The organism is Sediminibacterium ginsengisoli (assembly GCF_900167075.1).
GTDB lineage: Bacteria > Bacteroidota > Bacteroidia > Chitinophagales > Chitinophagaceae > Sediminibacterium > Sediminibacterium ginsengisoli.
Map to the genome: position 1 here is coordinate 64450 of NZ_FUWH01000008.1, position 19782 is coordinate 84231.

The 19782-nt window shown below is 47.4% G+C and carries 20 protein-coding genes; 9 read left to right on the top strand and 11 right to left on the bottom strand.

Features of this window, described 5'->3' with window-relative positions:
- The first annotated feature begins 147 nt into the window (after positions 1-147).
- Genes B5D42_RS13205 through B5D42_RS13215 form a run of 3 tightly spaced genes read left to right on the top strand, consistent with a single transcriptional unit; the run spans position 148 to position 3457 of the window.
- A complete protein-coding gene (locus B5D42_RS13205) occupies positions 148-585 on the top strand; it encodes a response regulator (protein ID WP_078831993.1) in 438 nt (145 codons plus the stop codon).
- 21 nt (positions 586-606) lie between these two features.
- Entirely contained in the window at positions 607-1194 is a 588-nt protein-coding gene (locus tag B5D42_RS13210) for a biliverdin-producing heme oxygenase (RefSeq protein ID WP_078831994.1), read from the top strand.
- Between the two features lie 7 nt (positions 1195-1201).
- Entirely contained in the window at positions 1202-3457 is a 2256-nt protein-coding gene (locus tag B5D42_RS13215; protein ID WP_078831995.1) for an ATP-binding protein, read from the top strand.
- A 16-nt stretch (positions 3458-3473) separates the two neighbouring features.
- Here the strand turns inward: B5D42_RS13215 and rfbD are convergent, their stop codons facing one another.
- The 4 genes from rfbD to B5D42_RS13235 are packed head-to-tail and all read right to left on the bottom strand — an operon-like array spanning position 3474 to position 7808.
- Entirely contained in the window at positions 3474-4343 is an 870-nt protein-coding gene (gene rfbD, locus B5D42_RS13220) for a dTDP-4-dehydrorhamnose reductase (RefSeq protein ID WP_078831996.1), read from the bottom strand.
- Positions 4344-4385: 42 nt separating this feature from the next.
- Positions 4386-5363: a UDP-glucuronic acid decarboxylase family protein gene (locus tag B5D42_RS13225; RefSeq protein WP_078832097.1), complete on the bottom strand. Its 978-nt coding sequence runs from the start codon at positions 5361-5363 to the stop codon at positions 4386-4388.
- Positions 5364-5373: 10 nt separating this feature from the next.
- On the bottom strand, positions 5374-6675 hold the full coding sequence (locus B5D42_RS13230) for a UDP-glucose dehydrogenase family protein (protein ID WP_078831997.1): 1302 nt from the start codon (positions 6673-6675) through the stop codon (positions 5374-5376).
- Positions 6676-6677: 2 nt separating this feature from the next.
- The gene (locus B5D42_RS13235) at positions 6678-7808 is read right to left on the bottom strand and encodes a DegT/DnrJ/EryC1/StrS family aminotransferase (RefSeq protein WP_078831998.1); all 1131 of its coding nucleotides are present in this window, start codon (positions 7806-7808) and stop codon (positions 6678-6680) included.
- Between the two features lie 143 nt (positions 7809-7951).
- Between B5D42_RS13235 and B5D42_RS13240 the strand changes: the two genes are divergently transcribed.
- The gene (locus B5D42_RS13240; protein ID WP_078831999.1) at positions 7952-9220 is read left to right on the top strand and encodes a 3-deoxy-D-manno-octulosonic acid transferase; all 1269 of its coding nucleotides are present in this window, start codon (positions 7952-7954) and stop codon (positions 9218-9220) included.
- Here the strand turns inward: B5D42_RS13240 and B5D42_RS13245 are convergent.
- Positions 9193-9891, bottom strand: coding sequence for a DUF8457 domain-containing protein (locus B5D42_RS13245; protein ID WP_078832000.1), 699 nt, complete (start codon positions 9889-9891; stop codon positions 9193-9195). The two genes, B5D42_RS13240 and B5D42_RS13245, sit on opposite strands and share 28 nt — an antisense overlap.
- Positions 9892-9970: 79 nt before the next feature.
- Here B5D42_RS13245 and B5D42_RS13250 point away from each other — a divergent pair, with 79 nt between their 5' ends.
- Both B5D42_RS13250 and B5D42_RS13255 read left to right on the top strand, forming a co-directional pair.
- Positions 9971-10537, top strand: coding sequence for a thymidine kinase (locus tag B5D42_RS13250; RefSeq protein WP_078832001.1), 567 nt, complete (start codon positions 9971-9973; stop codon positions 10535-10537).
- Positions 10500-11186, top strand: a complete 687-nt coding sequence (locus tag B5D42_RS13255; RefSeq protein WP_245825680.1) for a heme exporter protein CcmB — start codon at positions 10500-10502, stop codon at positions 11184-11186. Before B5D42_RS13250 ends, B5D42_RS13255 begins: the two co-directional genes overlap by 38 nt.
- On the opposite strand, the gene B5D42_RS13260 is transcribed toward B5D42_RS13255, so the two are convergent.
- The gene (locus B5D42_RS13260) at positions 11183-11953 is read right to left on the bottom strand and encodes an AMP nucleosidase (protein ID WP_078832003.1); all 771 of its coding nucleotides are present in this window, start codon (positions 11951-11953) and stop codon (positions 11183-11185) included. The two genes, B5D42_RS13255 and B5D42_RS13260, sit on opposite strands and share 4 nt — an antisense overlap.
- 86 nt (positions 11954-12039) lie before the next feature.
- On the opposite strand from B5D42_RS13260, the gene B5D42_RS13265 reads away from it, so the two are divergent.
- A complete protein-coding gene (locus B5D42_RS13265; protein WP_078832004.1) occupies positions 12040-12474 on the top strand; it encodes a type I restriction enzyme HsdR N-terminal domain-containing protein in 435 nt (144 codons plus the stop codon).
- Between the two features lie 65 nt (positions 12475-12539).
- Here B5D42_RS13265 and B5D42_RS13270 read toward each other — a convergent pair whose 3' ends face one another.
- The 3 genes from B5D42_RS13270 to ccsA form a co-directional block, all read right to left on the bottom strand.
- On the bottom strand, positions 12540-13961 hold the full coding sequence (locus B5D42_RS13270; RefSeq protein WP_078832005.1) for a Glu/Leu/Phe/Val family dehydrogenase: 1422 nt from the start codon (positions 13959-13961) through the stop codon (positions 12540-12542).
- Between the two features lie 80 nt (positions 13962-14041).
- Complete coding sequence (locus B5D42_RS13275) at positions 14042-14257, bottom strand: CcmD family protein (protein WP_245825683.1); 216 nt, start codon at positions 14255-14257, stop codon at positions 14042-14044.
- A complete protein-coding gene (ccsA, locus tag B5D42_RS13280; protein WP_078832099.1) occupies positions 14250-14933 on the bottom strand; it encodes a cytochrome c biogenesis protein CcsA in 684 nt (227 codons plus the stop codon). Before ccsA ends, B5D42_RS13275 begins: the two co-directional genes overlap by 8 nt.
- A 173-nt stretch (positions 14934-15106) precedes the next feature.
- Between ccsA and B5D42_RS13285 the strand changes: the two genes are divergently transcribed.
- Complete coding sequence (locus tag B5D42_RS13285; RefSeq protein ID WP_078832006.1) at positions 15107-16822, top strand: ABC transporter ATP-binding protein; 1716 nt, start codon at positions 15107-15109, stop codon at positions 16820-16822.
- Between the two features lie 80 nt (positions 16823-16902).
- Positions 16903-17952, top strand: coding sequence for a tRNA preQ1(34) S-adenosylmethionine ribosyltransferase-isomerase QueA (gene queA, locus B5D42_RS13290; RefSeq protein WP_078832007.1), 1050 nt, complete (start codon positions 16903-16905; stop codon positions 17950-17952).
- 220 nt (positions 17953-18172) lie between these two features.
- On the opposite strand, the gene B5D42_RS13295 is transcribed toward queA, so the two are convergent.
- Together B5D42_RS13295 and B5D42_RS13300 are read right to left on the bottom strand one after the other, a co-directional pair.
- Positions 18173-18664: an SRPBCC family protein gene (locus B5D42_RS13295; protein ID WP_078832008.1), complete on the bottom strand. Its 492-nt coding sequence runs from the start codon at positions 18662-18664 to the stop codon at positions 18173-18175.
- Positions 18665-18666: 2 nt separating this feature from the next.
- Entirely contained in the window at positions 18667-19773 is a 1107-nt protein-coding gene (locus tag B5D42_RS13300) for an ABC transporter permease (RefSeq protein WP_078832009.1), read from the bottom strand.
- Positions 19774-19782 lie beyond the last annotated feature (9 nt).

The window sequence follows — 19782 nt, forward strand, 5'->3', positions numbered from 1 at the left end:
TTTCGGCATAATGCGCAATGCAGCAAGGTTTTCCATGCCGGGTTGCGGAAGAATAAAACCGCAAATGCCTGTATTACAAATAGTTTGAGCAACTATTTCCACACCTCATCCGGAAAAATTTCCGGTTCTTAAGATTATCTTTAATGCATGAAATCAGACTATAATATATTTTATACTGACGATGATAAGGATGATCAGGATCTTTTTAAAAGTGTAATAGATGAGATGAATCAGTCTCTGTCGCTGCACCTGCATAGCACAGGTGATGAATTACTGCACGCCATAAAGAATCCGCCGCCCCGTCCAAGCATTGTTTTCCTTGACCTCAATATGCCGGAGAAGAACGGTTTTGAAGTATTGAAGGAATTGCGCTCCTACCATTATTCGAAGCAGACACCCGTGGTAATTTTTTCCACTTCAGACGATTCGAAAGCCATAGCACAATCAAAAGATTTAGGTGCTAACATGTATGTTACCAAACCCGAATCCTACGAAGTGCTGAGAGGTATGGTTGCCCATATTATATCCATTGACTGGGAGAATTTTGCTTCCAGCGATAAAAGCTTTGTTTACAGGCATAATTAATGCTCCAATTGCCGATAGAATATGATGATCCAGACAGACGCCGAACAGGCTTTCCTGCAAAGATTGCGTTCCGAAACTGCCCCACAGCACCAGCAGCTGGAACAGAATCCCCTTTCCGCTGCGCTGATGCGGCCGGATGTGCGTAAAGATGATTACGCTGCCTACCTTTCTTATATGTATCGCGTGATCGAATATTGCGAGCAGACTGTTTTCCCTGCTATAAAAGATATTGCTGATACATCAGGCCGCCATAAGCTACCGGCACTTGCAGCCGATCTTGCCTTTTTAGGCAAAACGCCACATTCTGAGGATTTCGTTATTACACCTGGCCCGCTTTCTGCAGCACAGGCCATGGGGTATATGTATGTGATTGAGGGTTCTACCCTGGGCGGCAGGGTAATCCTCAAACATATCAGTAAGACCATCCCGGTAAATGCAACCGCAGGAGCTGCCTATTTTCATGGCTACGGAGATGAAACGGGCAGCCGCTGGAAAAATTTCCTGCAGGAATTAACGGATTTTACTGTGAACAATCGGTGTGAAGAAGCTGTTATTACAGCAGCAACTCATGCATTTACCGCTATCGGTCATTATTTCTCACGGAAATAGTAACGGTATGAAGATCAAAGACATTGTAAATAAGGATATAGTAAACCTGGAGAACTGCGACGAGGAACCTATCCATATCCCGGGCAGTATTCAGCCGCATGGTTTCCTGGCTGGCATTACGGCGTCAGGAATGATCGATTTCTGCAGCGCGAACGTCAGCAATTTTATTTCTTTGGATTACCGTTCCCTGCTCGGAAAACCGGCAACGGCCCTTTTTGATACGGAAGATCCTTTGCAACTGCTTGCAACGGCCGCTGCACAGCCACAATCGTCCGTTACCGTAAGCTGCGCCGGTAAAAGCTTCAGTTGTTTCGTGCACAAAAGCGGTGATACTATTATTGCAGAACTCGAGCCTGCACAGGCAGACAGCCTGCAGCTTACAGCATTATACAACCTCAGCCTGGACTCCATCCACGCATTGCAGTCGTCTGATACCCTGCAGAAACTCTGCCAGAACGTGGCTTCGCAGATCAGGAAAATAACGGGTTACGACCGCGTGATGGTGTATCGTTTTGATGAGGATTATAATGGTGAGGTTTTTGCGGAAGAAAGGGAAGAATACCTCGAACCTTTTCTGGGCTTACGTTACCCGCATACGGATATACCGGCACAGGCAAGGCAGCTCTATATCAAGAACCTGCTTCGTGTGATTGTTGACGTTGATTATACACCGGCACCGCTTTTCACCATCGACGATGCAAAAGACAAAAATCTCGATCTCGGAATGGCATCGCTGCGCAGTGTATCGCCCATACATATTGCTTACCTGCAGAATATCGGCGTTCGTGCCACGCTTACCATTTCACTGCTGCATGAAGGAAAATTATGGGGCCTGATCGCCTGCCATCATTACAGCGGACCTAAACATCTTTCAGCATACACAAGAGTGTCCGCCCAGCTCATGGCTCAATTGCTTACTTCGCAGATCCGGGTACGGGAAGTGGCAGAAGAATACGAAATAGCCAAAAGGGTGAATACTTCACTCGAACAACTATTACTGTATCCCAATGAACTGAACCGGCTTTCATTTGCAGATATGGTACAGCGTCCTGAATTGCTGGAAGTATGCAAGGCCGGAGGTATTGCTATTATGCACAATGATGTCATTTATAAAGCAGGAAACACACCGGCTGATGATAAAATCCGCCAGCTGCTGCAATTTCTTGACAGTAATAACCACAGACCTTTTTTCCAGACAACCCGTTTATCAGCTGTATATCCTGAAGCCGGCAATGATTGCAATACCGCATCGGGCATTCTTTATTATGCGCTGGAAGGACATGGGCAGAACTGCATTATCTGGTTCAGACCCGAAACGAATGAAGAAGTGCATTGGGCCGGCGATCCGGATAAAGCCATCATCAAAAATGAAAAAGGTTTGTCGCCGCGCAATTCTTTTGCTTTATGGCGTCAGATCATCAAATGCAGGAGCCTGCGCTGGGAAAACCCGGAGATCAGTGCTACCGGTACTTTTGCCAATGCGCTGCAGAAACATATTCACATGCTCGCACTGAGCGAAGAAGAAATCAAATACCGCGAATTAAGCGTGCAGCTGAAAGAAGCTAATGATGAACTGGAAAACATCAACTGGATCAGTACCCACGATCTTAAAGAACCTTTACGCAAAATCCAGGTCTTTTCATCCCGCATACTTTCAAGGGAACAAAAAGATGTTTCAGAAGTGGTGATTGATTCATTGCGTAAAATGAATGCTTCTGCCAACCGCATGCAAAGACTCATCACCGATATCACCTCTTATGCGCGGCTCAGGCATACAGACAACCAGCACCTCGATGTAAACCTGAATGAACTGCTCAAGGAAGTGATCGCCGAAATAAAAGAAGACGTCAACGATCTTTCCAGGTATGTTGTTATCGATGACCTGCCGGTGGTAAAAGGCGTTGAACTTTTATTGCACCAGCTGTTTGTAAACCTGATCCGCAATGCTATCAAATTCCGCAGGAAAGATGTTGAACTGCGCATCAGGATCAGCTGCCTGGCAGATCAGCCTTATGAGGCTGCACCGGATCCGGCCAGACGCTTTTCAAAGATCACCATATCCGATAATGGCATAGGACTCGATAATATTCATAAGGAAAATATCTTCAAAGTCTTTACCAGGCTGCATAACCAGAGCGAATATGCAGGTTCAGGCGTAGGACTCGCATTGTGCAGGCAGATCATGCAGATGCATAACGGCTATATTACAGCAGACGGAACCCCGGGTGCCGGCACCGATTTCCATTTGTATTTTCCCGCTTAACAGGCTTCTGTCAGGATCATGACAATTGCCGGATACATTCCTGCAAAGCTGTGTTCCAATCTTTGGGCAGTATACCGTAATCTTTTGTAAAAGCAGCTGTATCCAGTGCTGAATAAGCGGGGCGTTTTGCCGGCGTAGGATATGCAGAACTCGGTATCGGAAGCACTTCGCAGCTGAGCTGTGCAGTATCGCGGATCGCCAATGCAAAATCATACCAGGAAATAACTCCCTTGCCGGTATAATGATAGATACCATAGACCGCTTTGCCTGCTTCTATCTGCTGTATCACCTGTACAATGGCAGCCGCAATATCTGCTGCCCAGGTAGGCGAACCAAGCTGATCGTTGACCACCCTGATCTCCGGCCTTTCTTTCATGAGGCGCAGCATCGTCTTCACAAAATTATTTCCATACCTGCTGTACACCCATGATGTTCGAATGATGATGCTTTTACTGCAAAACTCCCTTGCCAGTTGTTCACCCATATATTTCGAGTAACCATAATAATTGACAGGGTCACAATCTGCAGTTGTAAGATAAGGCGATGTACCATTGCCGTTAAAGACATAATCCGTCGAAATCCCGATATACACCGCATTCAATTCCTCGCAGGCTTTTGCAATATTACCGGCAGCAACAGCATTCACCGCATAAGCCGTTTCCCTTTCGGTTTCTGCTTTATCAACTGCAGTATAAGCTGCGCAATTGACAACATAAGCAGGCCGGTGTTCTTTAAAGAATGCAGGAATACTGTCAGGATTGTTCAGATCAAGTTCCTCACGCCCGGTAAAGAGAAAATCCAGCCCGGTAAAAGATGCTGCAAGTGTTTCCAGTTCTCTGCCCAGCTGTCCGTTTTTACCGGTAACAACAATCAATGGTTTTGCCATAAGCGATAAATAAAGGCCATGAAATTCATGGCCTGTGTTGAATTATTTTTTGAACTCCTTGGGTTGCCTTGACCATTCTTCTTTGGGTAAGGATTTAAAATACTCGTACGTTCTTTTCAATCCTTCGGCCCTGTCAACAGTGGGTTCCCAGCCAAGCAGGCTTTTTGCTTTGGTAATATCCGGCCTTCTTTGTTTGGGATCATCAACCGGAAGTGGTTTATAACTGATCTTAACTGAAGATCCCGTCAGCTTCAATACTTCTTCTGCAAAATCTTTCAGTGATATTTCGTTCGGGTTCCCGATGTTGACAGGCTGCGCGTAATCGCTCATCAGCAAACGGTAAATACCTTCCACCAGGTCGTCTACATAACAGAATGAACGGGTCTGGCTGCCGTCGCCGAATACAGTCAGGTCTTCACCGCGTAAAGCCTGGCCGATAAAAGCAGGCAATGCGCGGCCGTCGTTAAGGCGCATTCTCGGGCCATAAGTGTTGAAGATCCGTATGATCCTTGTTTCCACATTATGGTAAGTATGATAGGCCATGGTGATGGACTCCATGAACCTTTTTGCCTCATCGTATACGCCGCGCGGACCAACCGGGTTTACATTGCCCCAGTATTCTTCCGTTTGCGGATGCACCAGCGGATCGCCGTATACTTCACTGGTGGAAGCTACCAGGATCCGGGCTTTTTTTTCTTTTGCGAGGCCCAGGCAATTATGTGTTCCCAATGCCCCCACTTTAAGCGTCTGGATCGGGATCTTGAGATAATCGATAGGGCTTGCAGGCGATGCAAAATGGAGTATATAATCAAGATGACCCGCCACATGAATGAACTTGCTCACGTCATGATGAAAGAATTCAAAATTTTCCAGTTTGAACAGGTGCTCGATATTACGCAGATCACCGGTGATCAGATTGTCCATAGCAATAACATGGTAATCTTCTCTGATAAACCTGTCGCAGAGATGCGAACCCAGGAAACCGGCCGCACCGGTGATCAATATTCTTTTTCTGCTCATGTGGTATGAATTATGGTCTTCCGATACTTTCATAATGGTAGCCCAGTTCAAGAATGTATTTGCTGTCGAAAAGATTACGTCCGTCAAAAATGACCTTAGCCTTCAGGTTGCTGCCGATCATTTCAAAATCGGGGGTTCTGAATTCACTCCATTCAGTTGCAATGATCAGGGCGTCTGCATTTTTCAATGCATCGTACTGACTGGAAGCATAAGAGATTTTATCGCCGATCAGTTTTTTTACATTCCCCATTGCTTCAGGATCAAAAGCGGTTATGGTAGATCCGCGTGATACCAGTTCATCAATAATGCTTAAGGCGGGTGCTTCGCGGATATCGTCCGTATTCGGTTTAAACGCTAGTCCCCACAGTGCAAAATGTTTACCGGACAGATCATTATTAAAGAATGCGCTGATTTTGGGTATCAGGTGTTTTTTCTGGATAGCATTTACATCCTCTACTGCTTTCAGTATTTTGAAATCATAGGAAGCTTCTTCGGATGAGCGGATCAGTGCCTGTACGTCTTTCGGGAAGCAGCTGCCGCCGTAACCGATACCCGGGAACAGGAATCGTTTACCGATACGTTCATCACTGCCGATACCCCGGCGTACCATATCCACATCTGCGCCCAGTCTTTCGCAAAGCTGCGCGATCTCATTCATGAAAGATATCTTTGTAGCAAGGAATGAATTCGCCGCATATTTGGTAAGCTCGGCTGATTTTTCATCCATAAAGATCACGGGGTTGCCCTGTCTTACGAATGGTGCATACAAATCGCTCATTGCTTTTCTAGCTCTTTCGGAATTGGTACCCACCACTACCCTGTCTGGCTTCATAAAATCGTCTACTGCCACACCTTCGCGCAGGAATTCGGGATTGCTCACTACGTCGAAAGCTCCTTTATAATTTGCAGCAATGGCGGCATGTACTTTTTCTGCCGTACCTACCGGAACGGTGCTTTTATCAACGATCACTTTATAATCAGTCATAATCTTACCGAGATCATCTGCAACGCCCAATACATAACGCAGATCTGCTGATCCGTCTTCGCCGGGCGGCGTTGGCAGTGCCAGAAAAATGATCTCTGCTGTATCTACTCCCGTAGCCAGGTCTGTAGTAAATTGAAGGCGACCTTCTTTCAGGTTACGCAGGAATAGCTTTTCAAGACCTGGTTCATAGATAGTGATCTCTCCGTTAGACAGTTTGTCAACTTTCGCTTTATCAATATCAACACAGATCACCTTATTTCCGGTTTCTGCAAAACAGGTTCCTGTAACCAGCCCTACATAACCGGTTCCGATAACGGCTATTTTCATAATTATTGGTTTATATAAGTCAACACATGTTCCGCAATATAGTTCAATTGTTCTGTATCCATTTCGGTATGAACAGGCAATGAGATCACACGTGCTGTTAACCAGTCGGTATGTTTCAATTCCAGTTCGGGCAGGCCGAAAGAAGCGAACATCCGTTGTTTATGTCCCGGAACGGGGTAATAGATCATGGAAGGTATTTTCTGTTCTGCCAGGTATTTGTTCAGTCCGTCGCGATCCACACCTTCAAGCACCAGTGTATACTGATGATATACGTGGTTGGTATAAGCTGCCACATGCGGTGTAATGATCCTGTCGTTATCTGCGAATGATTTGTTGTAATGATCTGCAACTGCCTGCCTTGCCGCACTGTATTCATCGAGACGTTTCAGTTTTACATTCAGGATAGCTGCCTGCATGGAGTCGAGCCTTGAGTTACAGCCTACCACTTCATGGTAGTAACGTTCTTTCTGCCCGTGATTGGCGATCATTCTGATCTTTGCCGCCAGTGTTTCATCATTGGTGAAAATGGCACCGCCGTCACCGTAAGCGCCCAGGTTTTTGCTCGGGTAAAAAGAGGTTGTTCCAATGGTGCCGATAGTGCCGGTCTTTTTCTTTGTGCCGTCGGAAAAGGTATAATCACAGCCGATAGCCTGTGCATTGTCTTCTATTACGTAAAGCCCGTGTTCTTCTGCAATAGCCATGATCGCTTCCATAGGTGCGGCTTGTCCATACAGGTGAACAGGCACAATTGCCTTTGTTTTGGGAGTAATGGCTTTACGTACCGCTTCCGGATCGATACAGAAGGTCTTCGGATCTACTTCCACAAATACCGGTTTCAGGCGCAGCAATGCTACTACTTCGGTTGTAGCGATATAGGTAAATGAAGGAGTGATCACTTCATCGCCCGGCTGCAGGTCCAGCGCCATCATGGCTATCTGCAATGCATCAGTGCCGTTTGCACATGGTATTGTATATCCGGCACCGGTATAAGTGTTTAATGCGGTTGTAAAATCCTGTACTGCCTTGCCATTAATATATGCAGCACTGTCCAGTACTTCCTGTAAAGCGGCATCTACTTCCGTTTTGATCTTGAGATACTGGCTTTTAGTATCCACCATTTGTATTGGTCTCATATCACAGCTATTCTTTATAACAACAAAACTACTGCAAAAAGCGCTTGTTAGCTCCTGCTTACGGTATCCCGGGTAAGGTATTTCTGTTTACCGGCTACCTTCCCCGATATAATTTGTTTATTTGTACTGCAAATCATTTACCGTTGCGGCTGATCTACCATATTTTCATTTTACTTTACCCGCGTCTTGCCTGGGTTACAGGGCTGTATAACCGTAAGGCAAGGTTATGGTATAAAGGCCGCAGGCGTGTGTTCAGAACGTTGTCTTCTTTTTTTCACACCAATCATCAGCCGGTGATCTGGATGCACTGTGCCTCGCTCGGTGAATTTGAGCAGGGCCGGCCATTACTGGAAGCCATCCGCAAACAATACCCCGGCTATAAGATCCTGCTTACATTCTTTTCGCCCTCGGGTTATGAAGTGAGGAAATCCTATGAAGGTGCAGATCATATCTGTTACCTGCCCATGGATTCTCCTGCCAATGCCAGCCGTTTCTTCCATATCGTTCAGCCTTCGCTTGTACTGTTTGTGAAATACGAATTCTGGCATTATTACCTGCAGGAAGCAAAGCAGCGTAATATTCCCCTGGTACTGGTATCCGGTATCTTCAGAGCCTCCCAGCCTTTCTTCAAATGGTATGGCGGCTTTCACAGGAAAATGCTGAATGCTTTCAGTTTCCTGTTTGTTCAGAATAACGAGTCGGCCGGCCTTTTGCAAAGTATCGGTTTCGGAAAGAATGTACAGGTAAGCGGCGATACAAGGTTCGACAGGGTCATCAGTATTGCTGCCGGTTTTACACCTGTTGCCGCAGCTGAACATTTTTGTAAGGGGCACAGGGTTATTGTGGCCGGCAGCACCTGGACAGACGATGATGAAGCCCTGGATCATTATGCCAATACGAGAACAGCACTAAGGTTTATCATTGCCCCGCACGATATAGAACCCGGCAGGCTGCAGGAATGCCTGCAACTCTACAAACATGCAATGCTGTATTCGCAGTATACACAATACCTGCAGCAGGAGCAACCGTTACCGGAAGGAATCAATACACTCATCGTAGATAATATAGGTATGCTCAGCAGGCTGTACCATTATGCTGATATCGCTTATATCGGCGGCGGGTTTGGCGACAGCGGCATCCATAACTGCCTCGAAGCAGCTGTATACGGCATACCGGTTGTATTCGGACCTGTCTATGATAAATTTATAGAAGCTGATGAACTGATAGATGCAGGCGGAGCATTCAGCATTGCGGATGCCATTCACCTGGAGCAACAGCTGGATATTCTGCTGAACGATAATGAGGTATTCGGAAAAGCTGCAGCCGCAGCCGGGAATTATGTACGCACGCACGGGGGCGCAACAGATCAGATCATGCAGGTGCTTCAGGAAAACCGTCTTTTAACGATCTGATCGAACAGTTTAACGGTTTCACTGCCTTCGTTCCAGCCCATTTTTACTTTCAGTTCACGCTGGATCCAGTACTGGGCTTCAGGATAAATATTGAATCCATTGATCGTCTTCATGCTTCTTTCATACATGTTCTCATCGCCGCGGAACAGGTCGTTTACAAAAAGATAACGGTCGTTGATGCCGATGACTTTCTTAAGATCGCGGATAGGAGCGCCCTGCAGAGCAGCGGCTATTTCAACACGCTCTTCGCGCAGTTTTTCATTCATACTGTTGCCGCCATCAGACATCATGGATTCATTCAGCTCATATACTTCCTTCACAGGAACGGCCACCGGTTCCTGGTGCATCAGTGTAGGAATTTCAACCGGGGTATCGTATAACCAGCCATTCGGCTCTTCGCTGAGTTCGCGGGCCTCTCTTACAGGTTCAGGTTCCCGTACAGGGACTGGTTTGGCAACCGGAGCCATTACAGGTTGCGGTGCCGCGGGAATGCTGTTCGTAAAGCCGGGCATCACCACGGCCACTTTACCGGTCCTGGTATTACCCACCTGTTGCTGCAATAACTGCAGCTCGGCCAGCAGCAGGCTTGCGGTAACGGTCAGCCTGCCCGCATCAGCATGCTGATCGTACTGTTCTTTCAGTTTATTGATTAACGTGCCCACTCTTTCCATAGTATGTAATACATTTGGGGGTTACCAATTACAGGACGGTTAAAGTTAATAACGTTTTATCTCATAATTTATTATACAGATGTTTATTGAACCTAATTTAACAGGTGAAAGAAGGGGCTGGATTGAAGTGATCTGCGGCAGTATGTTCAGTGGTAAAACGGAAGAACTGATCCGCAGACTGAAGCGGGCAAGGATTGCCAACCTGAAAACGGAAATATTCAAACCGGCCATTGATACGAGATATGATGAAGTGGAAGTGGTAAGCCACGACTCCAACAGCATCCACTCTACCCCCATCGAAAATTCACAGACGATTTTACTGCTTGCGCAGGATGTGGACGTGGTAGGCATCGATGAAGCACAGTTTTTCGACGATGAGATCATGAACGTATGTGAAACACTGGCACTCAGGGGAATACGGGTAATTGTGGCAGGACTGGACATGGACTATCTCGGCCGCCCGTTCGGCCAGATGCCCAACCTGCTTGCCATTGCAGACTATATTACCAAACTCCACGCGATCTGTATGAAATGCGGCAATATTGCCAACGTTTCTTACCGGAAAACACAGGACGAATCCCAGGTGCTGCTCGGCGAAAAAGATACTTATGAACCCAGATGCCGTAAATGTTACCATGAAAAGTAAGCCCACAATACTGACCCTGGTAAAAAAAGACCTGCTGCTGGAAATACGGCAACAGTATACCATTTATGGTATACTGCTGTATATCGCATCCACTACATTCGTGGTATACCTCATTATGGGTGAACCGGAAGATCATGTATGGAATGCCCTGTTCTGGATTATCCAGCTGTTTGTATGTGTAAACGCTGTTGCCAAAAGCTTTCTCCAGGAAAACCGGGGCAGGATGCTCTATTTTTATTCGATAGCCGGACCCCGCGATTTTGTATTGTCCAAGCTGCTTTTCAATATGGTGCTCATGATGGTTATGAGCCTGCTGGGGCTTGCCGTATTCACGGTACTGCTCGGAAATCCGCTGAACAATGCACTTCAGTTTGTGGGGATCGCATTCCTGGGCGGGATCAGCCTGGGTATGGTATTTACCTTCCTGGCGGCTATTGCAGCGAAAGCCCAGCAGCAGAACGCATTAATGGCCATTCTGGGTTTTCCGATCATCATTCCGCAGCTGATGCTGCTCATGAAGTTATCGCAGACTGCCTTCTCCGCTGTAGTGCAGGATAGCTTACTGCAGATCGTATTGCTGCTGACCGGTCTCGACCTGATGGTTGCAGTGCTTGCGGTGATCCTCTTCCCTTTTCTCTGGAAAGATTAAAAACGCAGGTGCCTTACGGTAAGGCCGTTATTGATCAGCTGTTTGAGTGAATCGATGCCGATCTTCAGGTGTTTTTCCACGAAAGTAGCCGTGATCTTTTTATCGCTTTCTTCTGTTTTTACACCTTCAGGTATCATCGGCTGGTCGCTGACCAGCAGCAATGCTCCGGTCGGGATCTTATTGTAAAAACCTACCGTGAAAATGGTGGCGGTTTCCATATCGATGGCGTAAGCACGTACTTTGGTTAAATAAGCTTTGAACTCTTCGTCGTGCTCCCACACGCGGCGGTTGGTGGTATATACGGTACCGGTCCAGTAGTCTACCTTATAATCGCGGATTGTGGTTGAAATGGCTTTCTGCAAAGCAAATGCCGGCATTGCGGGTACTTCTGCAGGGAAATAATCGTTGGAAGTACCTTCACCCCTGATCGCCGCGATCGGCAGGATCAGATCACCCAGTTTATTCCTTTTTTTCAGGCCGCCGCATTTACCCAGGAAAAGTACCGCTTCGGGCCGGATCGCGGTAAGCAGGTCCATTACAGTAGCTGCACCCGGACTTCCCATACCGAAATTGATGATGGTAATGCCTTCAGCCGTAGCACACTGCATCGGCCTGTCGGCCCCAACCACTTTTACTTTGTTCCATTCGGCAAACATGTGCACATAGTTGCTGAAGTTGGTCAGCAGTATGTACTTGCCAAAGTTCTCGAGTTTCTCACCCGTATAGCGCGGAAGCCAGTTGTTAACGATATCTTCTTTCGATTTCATAGTGCATTTATATTATGACCTTACAATGGGTATATTTGAAAAGTTAATTGGCTAAAATACAAAAAAACAGCCCGGTTTCAACGGTAATGATTAAAATAACCTATCCTTCATACGATCACAGGATAAAGAAAGAAGGAGAAAAAGCCTTTATTTTCGACCCGCTCCGCAAACGCTGGATCAGGCTTACGCCGGAGGAATGGGTACGTCAGAACCTGCTTCAATACCTTTTGCAGACCAAACAATACCCGGCATCTCTCATCGCTGTTGAAAAAGAGATCCGGCTCGGTGAAATGCGCCGGCGTTTCGACCTGGTGGTCTACAAAGATGCCAGGCCCTGGTTACTGATCGAATGCAAGGAACCGGATGTTCCGCTGAATGAATCGGTACTCAGGCAGATCCTTCATTATAATACAGGTTTGCAAACCAGTTATCTTATACTTTCCAATGGTCATTATACCCGCGGTTTCAGTATTGCCGGCGGCGTGGCCACCGAGCTCAGCAGTTTCCCCGATTTCATCTGACCATCATAAAACAAAACCCGGCACCATGCAGGTACCGGGTTTCAATTTCAGTATGTAAGCATGCATTATGGGAAGATACCCAGTTCTGCATAAGAGGTCCCAACTTTGTTGATCGCGCAAACATACGCAGCGGTACGCATATCCGGAATTTCAGGATTGTTCTTCCAGATCTCCATGATTTCGCGGGTTGCGGTGATCATGGTTTCTTCCAGTCCACTGTGTACCAGGTCTACTTCCTCAGGTCCGTGCATGATGAACTTACGCTCTGTATCGGTTACACTTTTGCCTGTGAGTGATTCGATCTGGCCCAGGATATGGCTGTTCATGTTCTCGGTGAATCTTTTTTCCATACGTCCGTAACGTACGTGACTGAGGTTTTTCAGCCATTCGAAATAAGATACGGTTACACCACCGGCATTCAGGTACATATCTGGTACAACCAGTACACCTTTGCCTGCCAGGATTTCATCTGCTTCAGGAGTCAGCGGACCATTGGCTGCTTCGCCGATGATCTTTGCCTTGACCTTTGGTGCATTCTCACCATTGATCACGTTTTCCAGGGCAGCAGGGATCAGGATATCGCATTCCAGTTCCAGCGCTTCATTGCTTGAAGGCAGGTTCTGTGCACCAGGGAAATTAAGGATAGAACCTGTTTTTTTCCTGTGCTGGAATACTTCTTCTTCGTTCAGGCCGTCTGCACTGTAGATAGCACCTTCATATTCTGCAATAGCTACTACTTTGGATCCGTGTTCACGGAAAAATTTGGCACTATGGTAACCTACGTTACCCAGGCCCTGTACTACTACGGTCTTTCCTTCCACACCTACAGCAAGACCTTGCTTCTGCATAATGTCGGGCATGTTACATACCTCGCGGATACCATAGAAAACACCCAGACCGGTTGCTTCTTTTCTGCCGCGTACACCGCCCTGTGTAACAGGTTTACCGGTAACGCAACCAGCCGCATCTATCTCACCTGGTTTCAGTGAAGCATATGTATCAACGATCCAGGCCATTTCACGTTCGCCGGTTCCGTAATCAGGAGCAGGAACATCGATACCAGGACCGATAAAGTTTTTCTTAACCAGTTCGCTTGTATAACGACGTGTGATCTTTTCCAGCTCATACACACTGTGCTCGCGGGGATTGATCTTGATTCCACCTTTACCACCGCCGAAAGGCACGTTTACGATGGCACATTTATAGGTCATGAGCGATGCAAGCGCCATCACTTCATCCTGGTTCACTTCTTCACTGAAGCGGATACCGCCTTTACAGGGAGATTTATGCTGTGAATGCTGAACACGGTACGCTTCGATAACTTCGATACGACCATCGTCCATTTTCACAGGGAAACGCATGCTGTAAATACTGTTACAGGCTTTGATCTGTTCCAGTATCCCCTTTTCCCATTTTGTAAATTTGGCCGCTTTATCAAAACTTCTTTCCACGCTCTGAAAGAAGCTGTACGGTTTTTGATCTGACATAGAGCTAATCGTTTAATTGTTTTTTGACTTTTATTGAGCAAGGCAGCGAAGTAACTGCCTGGTGAGCAAACATTATTGAGCTATCCTTTCTTCTCCATTTTGCTGATCTTGCGGTCGAGCGCCAGCAGGTAAACGAACATACCTGCGAGAATGGTAACAACACAGGCGATCACCACATATATCTTGCCATTGCTGTGCATGAGATCCGTTCCTGTTTCTGCTGCAGACTGTGCCTGAACTGTAAGTGCGGCTACGGCCATCACAACCAGCATCATTATTTTTTTATATTTAACCATTTGCTAAACGTTTTTGTTGAATGATCTGAACCCTTATCCGTAAAGTTGTTATCCATACGCCCAGTAATGTCCAGCCGATAAAAGCCGGGTACATCACACTGCGCATGGCCGGTGTACTGTCTTTCGGGTTTAAACCGGGATTGCCTTCGCTTCCCTGTCCGCCCGGATGCAGACTTTCTGTTAACCTGGGTAATATCCAGATCGTGGGGAAGAGCATGAAAAAGGCAAAAATATTATAGACCGCACCAACACGTGCTTTTTTCTCTTCGTCCTGCAGGCTGCCGCGTAATACGAAATAAGCGAAGTAGATGAGTACCGCAATGGCGGCGCCATTCTGTTTGGCATCGCCGCTCCAGGCTTTACCCCACTGGGCATTGGCCCAGATCATGCCGGTGATCAGCCCGAGTACACCCAGGAAAGTACCGCCGCGTGCAAATTCCGCGGAGTAGATATCATCGGTCGCATTAGGATTCCGCAGGTACCTGATGGCATAAACGATAGATACCAGGTAAAGCACCATCATCCCAATCCACATAGGCACATGGAAAAACAGGTTACGTATTGTTTCCTGTAACGGTACGCCGGGAGGTGCAGGCACTTTTACGAGGAAACCCGCCGAACAGGTATAAAGCAGTAAAGCAATACATAATAACTTCCACCAAGATATACGGGTCATAATCTTCTGTTTTCTTTCGGTATCCTTCGGCAAACCAACAAATGTGAGGGCAAAATTAGGAGAAAGCCCCGCAATAAAATCTTAGTTGTGTAAAAATTACCGGAAGATGCAGATTGCATAACAAAGCCTTGCTGTTTTGGGAAATTGCCCCGCTCCGTTTAACTTGTGGCGCAATGGCAATCAATCCTTTATTAGAGATCCGGCAGCTTTGTGTGGATTTTACCAGCAACGGCAATACCAGCAGGGCCCTGCACCATGTGGATCTCACCGTTAATCCCGGTGAGATCGTTGCCATCGTGGGCGAATCGGGCTCCGGTAAATCGGTCACTTCGCTGTCTGTACTCCGCCTGCTCCCCCAGCCACCGGCTATATACTGTTCGGGGCAGATCCTGTTCGATACCGGCAACGGGGTCACCGACCTGCTGAAAGCAGATGAAGAAATGCTGCAATCCTTAAGAGGCAGCCGTATTGCCATGATCTTCCAGGAGCCGATGACCTCCCTCAATCCCGTACTCACCTGCGGTTACCAGGTAACGGAAGCCATCATGCAGCACCGGAAGATTACAAAAGAAGAAGCCCGGGAACGGGCGCTGGCACTTTTTGAAAAAGTACAACTACCCGATCCCGGCCAGATGTTCAGCCGTTACCCGCACCAGCTCAGCGGCGGCCAGAAGCAAAGGGTCATGATCGCCATGGCTATGAGCTGCGAGCCCTCCCTGCTGATCTGCGATGAGCCTACCACCGCACTCGACGTGACCGTTCAGAAAAATATCCTGCTGCTGATAAAGGAATTGCAACAGCAGAATGGTATGGGGGTGATCTTTATCACGCACGACCTTGGCGTTGTTGCAGAAATAGCCGATCGCGTAGTGGTCATGTACCGCGGACGAATAGTAGAAGAAAATACAACAGCCGCGCTGATGAACCAACCGGCGCATCCCTATACCCGCGCCCTGCTCGCCTGCCGCCCTGCCCGCCATCCGAAAGGTGAACGGCTGCCGGTTGTAAGCGATTTTATGGATGCGGATGGCAATGAGAAACCTCCCCCGTCGGTTTTACCTGCGGCGGAAGATCACTTTATCAGCAAAAGCAGCGACGCTACATTGCTGAAAGTGGAAGACCTCCATGTTTATTATCCCGGCAGGAAAACTTTCCTCGGGAAAGTGACGAGCTACACCAGGGCAGTGGATCATGTGAGCTTTGAACTGAAGGAAGGAGAAACACTGGGACTGGTAGGCGAATCCGGTTGCGGGAAAAGTACGTTGGGCAGGGCAATACTTCAGCTGCAGCCTGCTACAGGCGGACGCATCTTTTATAAAGGCACGGAACTGCTCGGTGCAGCCCCGTCAACCATCCGCAGCCTGCGCAGGGATATGCAGATCATTTTCCAGGACCCCTATTCATCGCTCAATCCGCGCATCAGTATCGGCAGCGCTATCGCAGAACCGCTGGCCGTACACGGCATCATCAAAGACGCACGGCAACGCAGGGAAAAAGTAAATGAACTGCTGGAGAAAGTAAACCTGAGCCCGGATCATTATAACCGTTATCCGCACGAATTCAGCGGCGGTCAGCGACAGCGGATCGTGATCGCAAGGGCACTGGCACTGAATCCATCTTTCGTGATCTGTGATGAAAGTGTATCGGCACTCGATGTAAGCGTACAGGCACAGGTACTCAACCTGCTGAACGACCTGAAAAAAGAGTTTGGTTTTACGGCCATATTCATATCCCACGACCTTTCGGTAGTACGTTATATCAGCGACAGGATCATGGTCATGAATAAAGGAAAAATAGAAGAAAGCGGCCTGGCAGAAGAAGTATATAACAGCCCGCAGAGTGCTTATACCCAGCGCCTGATCGCGTCCATACCGGGCGGAAAAGCCTGATACGCAGGAGCCGGAGCACGGGAAATCCGGTGAAAATTCCTTACCTTTGCCGACTTCACTAAAAAAAATCATGCCGTAACATGAAATTATCTCAATTTAAGTTTGACCTCCCTCTTAACCTGATCGCACAAAATCCAACCAAAAAAAGGGAAGACAGCCGTATGATGGTTGTTGACCGTAAAACCGGCAGCATGGAAAACAAGCATTTCCGTGATATCCTGGAATATTTTGACGATAAGGATGTGTTTGCAGTGAACAATACCAAGGTATTTCCTGCAAGGATGTATGGCAGAAAAGAAAAGACCGGTGCCAAGATCGAAGTATTCCTGCTTCGCGAGCTCAACAAACCGAACCGTTTATGGGATGTGATCGTTGATCCCGCAAGAAAGATCCGTGTAGGTAACAAATTATATTTCGGCGATAACGAAGAACTGGTAGCAGAAGTGATAGACAATACTACCAGCCGCGGCCGTACCATTCGTTTCCTGTGGGATGATGATGACGAGAGCTTCAAGAAAATGCTCGAATTCCTGGGTGAAACACCTTTACCAAAATACATCAAGCGCAAGCCGGATGAAGAAGATAAAGAGCGTTACCAGACCGTGTATGCCAAATATGAAGGCGCTGTTGCAGCACCCACTGCCGGCCTGCACTTCAGCAAGGAACTGATCAAACGCTGCGAGATCCAGGGCATCCGCTTTGCAGAAGTAACATTGCACACGGGCCTGGGTACATTCCGCCCGATTGAAGTAGAAGATCTCAGCAAACACAAGATGGATGCCGAATACTACCAGATCACGGAAGAAGCCTGCCGTATCGTAAATAAAGCAAAGGAAACCGGGCACCGCATCTGCTCTATCGGTACCACCACCATGCGTGCCATGGAAAGCAGTTTTACCGCGCAGCGCATGCTGAAACCAAGCGAAGGCTGGACCAACCATTTTATCCATCCGCCTTATAATTTCAACGTGGCCGACAGCCTGGTGACCAATTTCCACCTGCCTAAAACCAGCCTGCTGATCATGACCTGCGCTTTTGCCGGTTACGACCTTGCTATGGAAGCCTATAAAAAAGCAATCAAAGATAAATACAGGTTCTTCAGCTATGGAGATGCGCTGCTGATCATCTGATCTGACAACGACATAAACAAAGGGCCTTTAACTGAATAAAAAAGCCACTCTGAATGGAGTGGCTTATTCATTTTTAACCAACGTTCTCATGTGCTTTATAAGAAGGTGGATAATCCTGGGAACAGGACTATTACTAAATTAGACAGATTTGAACTTTAAATAAAAAAAAAGTTAATTTTTTTCAAAAAAACCGTAAAAACACGGTAACCGCGCGAGGAAATCACCGGGAAGCTTCGAGGTAATCCCTGAGACGGGAAAGGTTCTTCTCCATCATTGTTCCCATGATTTTGTCATTCATCATAGAACCCAGCTTTTCCCAGGGATACCATTTCAGCTTCTGAACAAACTGCCATTGAACGATGGTTACCTCGCCCGGACCTGGTATGATATTGATGGTACTCTGCTGAATAGTGCCGTTCCGGGTTTCCCAGGTAGACAATACGGCGCTGTCGGAAACACCGGTAATAGCCACAGCAGTATTACCCAGCACGGCATTGCGCGGAGAACTTACCATCATGGTGGTATCGTTCAGTCCCTCTATCCAGTTTTTCCATTCGCGGATATCGCTGGTATATTTCAGAACGGAATCTGCAGGCACATGGATGTTCACAGCCCTCGATACCAGAACGGTCGAAGGAAGCAATGCCCCGATAAACGCCGCTACGGCAAATAATACTACTACACTGATAACAGCCAGCTTGATCAGCCTCATCGTTATTCCCATTTAAATGTTCTGAATGCAATGGCATATACAACTACCGTCCAGATGCCTAAAACTCCCAGTTCTTTCCAGCAGGAAGCAAGTGTTGCGCCTTCAAAAGCGATATTACGCATGGCCGTATTGAAATGAGTGAGTGGCAGCACCCTGCAGATCGGCTGCAGCCAGGTTGGGAATGCTTCAATGGAAAAGAAGGTTCCGGCCAGCAGGAACTGCGGCAATGTTACCAGGTTGGCAAATGGCGGAATCGCGCTTTCGTTCTTGGCTACGCTGCTCACAATAAATCCGAATCCCATAAACAGTACGAGGGCGATAAAACTGAGCAGCATGATCTCTGCAAAAGTTGTAAGCCCGTGCACCAGGGTGAATTTGAATATAAAATGCCCCACACAAATGATGATCACCGCCGTAAGCATCTGGAAGATGACACGGCTGATCGCCTCACCCAATACTATATAGGAACGCCTTACCGGCGTTGCATAAAACCGCTTTAATACCAGTTGCTGCCGCAGGTTGAAGAACAGGAACGCCACACCGAAAACACCGGCACTGAGCAATGAAAAACCGAGCTGCCCGGGTAAAATAAAATCGATCGTGCGGTAAACCCTGCCCGGTATCTTTTTGACATTATTGTTCAGTACCGCAATGGTCTGGATATTGGTATAAGTCCGCTGGTTAATACCTGCGATCACCGCGTTAAGGATGGATTGAAGTACCTGTATATTCTGCGGGTTGGTTGCTTCCGAACTGGTGAGGCTGATGCGGTAAGGCGGATTCTCCAGTCCTGTTTTACTGATATTGATCACAGCAGTGATCCTTCCTTTTTCGAGGTCTTCCTGCAGTTCTTCGGCCGATTTCGGAGACACATTGATTCCGGCAATGCTCCTGATGGCAGGATAAAGCGGGTTGGTTGTATCCGTCTGCCTGTCGAACGCAACCGTGATCGACACCCGGCTTCCGCCACCTATGAAACCAAATACGAGTATAAAGATCAGGGGGAAAGCAATGCTGAAAATAACCGCGGAGGGACTTCTGAATATAGCTCTCAGGCTGCCTTTCGTGATGGCCATCATGGCCCTGAACTGGCTGTATTTACCTTTCATAATGATCGA

Excerpts from the sequence above, each read along its gene's own strand:
- B5D42_RS13285 (WP_078832006.1), top strand. The coding sequence starts at position 15,107 with ATGGCAATCAATCCTTTATTAGAGATCCGGCAGCTTTGTGTGGATTTT.
- B5D42_RS13230 (WP_078831997.1), bottom strand. The coding sequence starts at position 6,675 with ATGAAAATAGCCGTTATCGGAACCGGTTATGTAGGGCTGGTTACAGGA.
- B5D42_RS13265 (WP_078832004.1), top strand. The coding sequence starts at position 12,040 with ATGATTAAAATAACCTATCCTTCATACGATCACAGGATAAAGAAAGAA.
- B5D42_RS13295 (WP_078832008.1), bottom strand. The coding sequence starts at position 18,664 with ATGAGGCTGATCAAGCTGGCTGTTATCAGTGTAGTAGTATTATTTGCC.
- B5D42_RS13235 (WP_078831998.1), bottom strand. The coding sequence starts at position 7,808 with ATGAGACCAATACAAATGGTGGATACTAAAAGCCAGTATCTCAAGATC.
- B5D42_RS13300 (WP_078832009.1), bottom strand. The coding sequence starts at position 19,773 with ATGAAAGGTAAATACAGCCAGTTCAGGGCCATGATGGCCATCACGAAA.
- B5D42_RS13255 (WP_245825680.1), top strand. The coding sequence starts at position 10,500 with ATGAACCCAGATGCCGTAAATGTTACCATGAAAAGTAAGCCCACAATA.
- ccsA (WP_078832099.1), bottom strand. The coding sequence starts at position 14,933 with ATGACCCGTATATCTTGGTGGAAGTTATTATGTATTGCTTTACTGCTT.
- B5D42_RS13260 (WP_078832003.1), bottom strand. The coding sequence starts at position 11,953 with ATGAAATCGAAAGAAGATATCGTTAACAACTGGCTTCCGCGCTATACG.
- B5D42_RS13245 (WP_078832000.1), bottom strand. The coding sequence starts at position 9,891 with ATGGAAAGAGTGGGCACGTTAATCAATAAACTGAAAGAACAGTACGAT.
- B5D42_RS13270 (WP_078832005.1), bottom strand. The coding sequence starts at position 13,961 with ATGTCAGATCAAAAACCGTACAGCTTCTTTCAGAGCGTGGAAAGAAGT.
- B5D42_RS13225 (WP_078832097.1), bottom strand. The coding sequence starts at position 5,363 with ATGAGCAGAAAAAGAATATTGATCACCGGTGCGGCCGGTTTCCTGGGT.
- queA (WP_078832007.1), top strand. The coding sequence starts at position 16,903 with ATGAAATTATCTCAATTTAAGTTTGACCTCCCTCTTAACCTGATCGCA.
- B5D42_RS13205 (WP_078831993.1), top strand. The coding sequence starts at position 148 with ATGAAATCAGACTATAATATATTTTATACTGACGATGATAAGGATGAT.
- B5D42_RS13250 (WP_078832001.1), top strand. The coding sequence starts at position 9,971 with ATGTTTATTGAACCTAATTTAACAGGTGAAAGAAGGGGCTGGATTGAA.
- rfbD (WP_078831996.1), bottom strand. The coding sequence starts at position 4,343 with ATGGCAAAACCATTGATTGTTGTTACCGGTAAAAACGGACAGCTGGGC.
- B5D42_RS13215 (WP_078831995.1), top strand. The coding sequence starts at position 1,202 with ATGAAGATCAAAGACATTGTAAATAAGGATATAGTAAACCTGGAGAAC.
- B5D42_RS13275 (WP_245825683.1), bottom strand. The coding sequence starts at position 14,257 with ATGGTTAAATATAAAAAAATAATGATGCTGGTTGTGATGGCCGTAGCC.
- B5D42_RS13210 (WP_078831994.1), top strand. The coding sequence starts at position 607 with ATGATGATCCAGACAGACGCCGAACAGGCTTTCCTGCAAAGATTGCGT.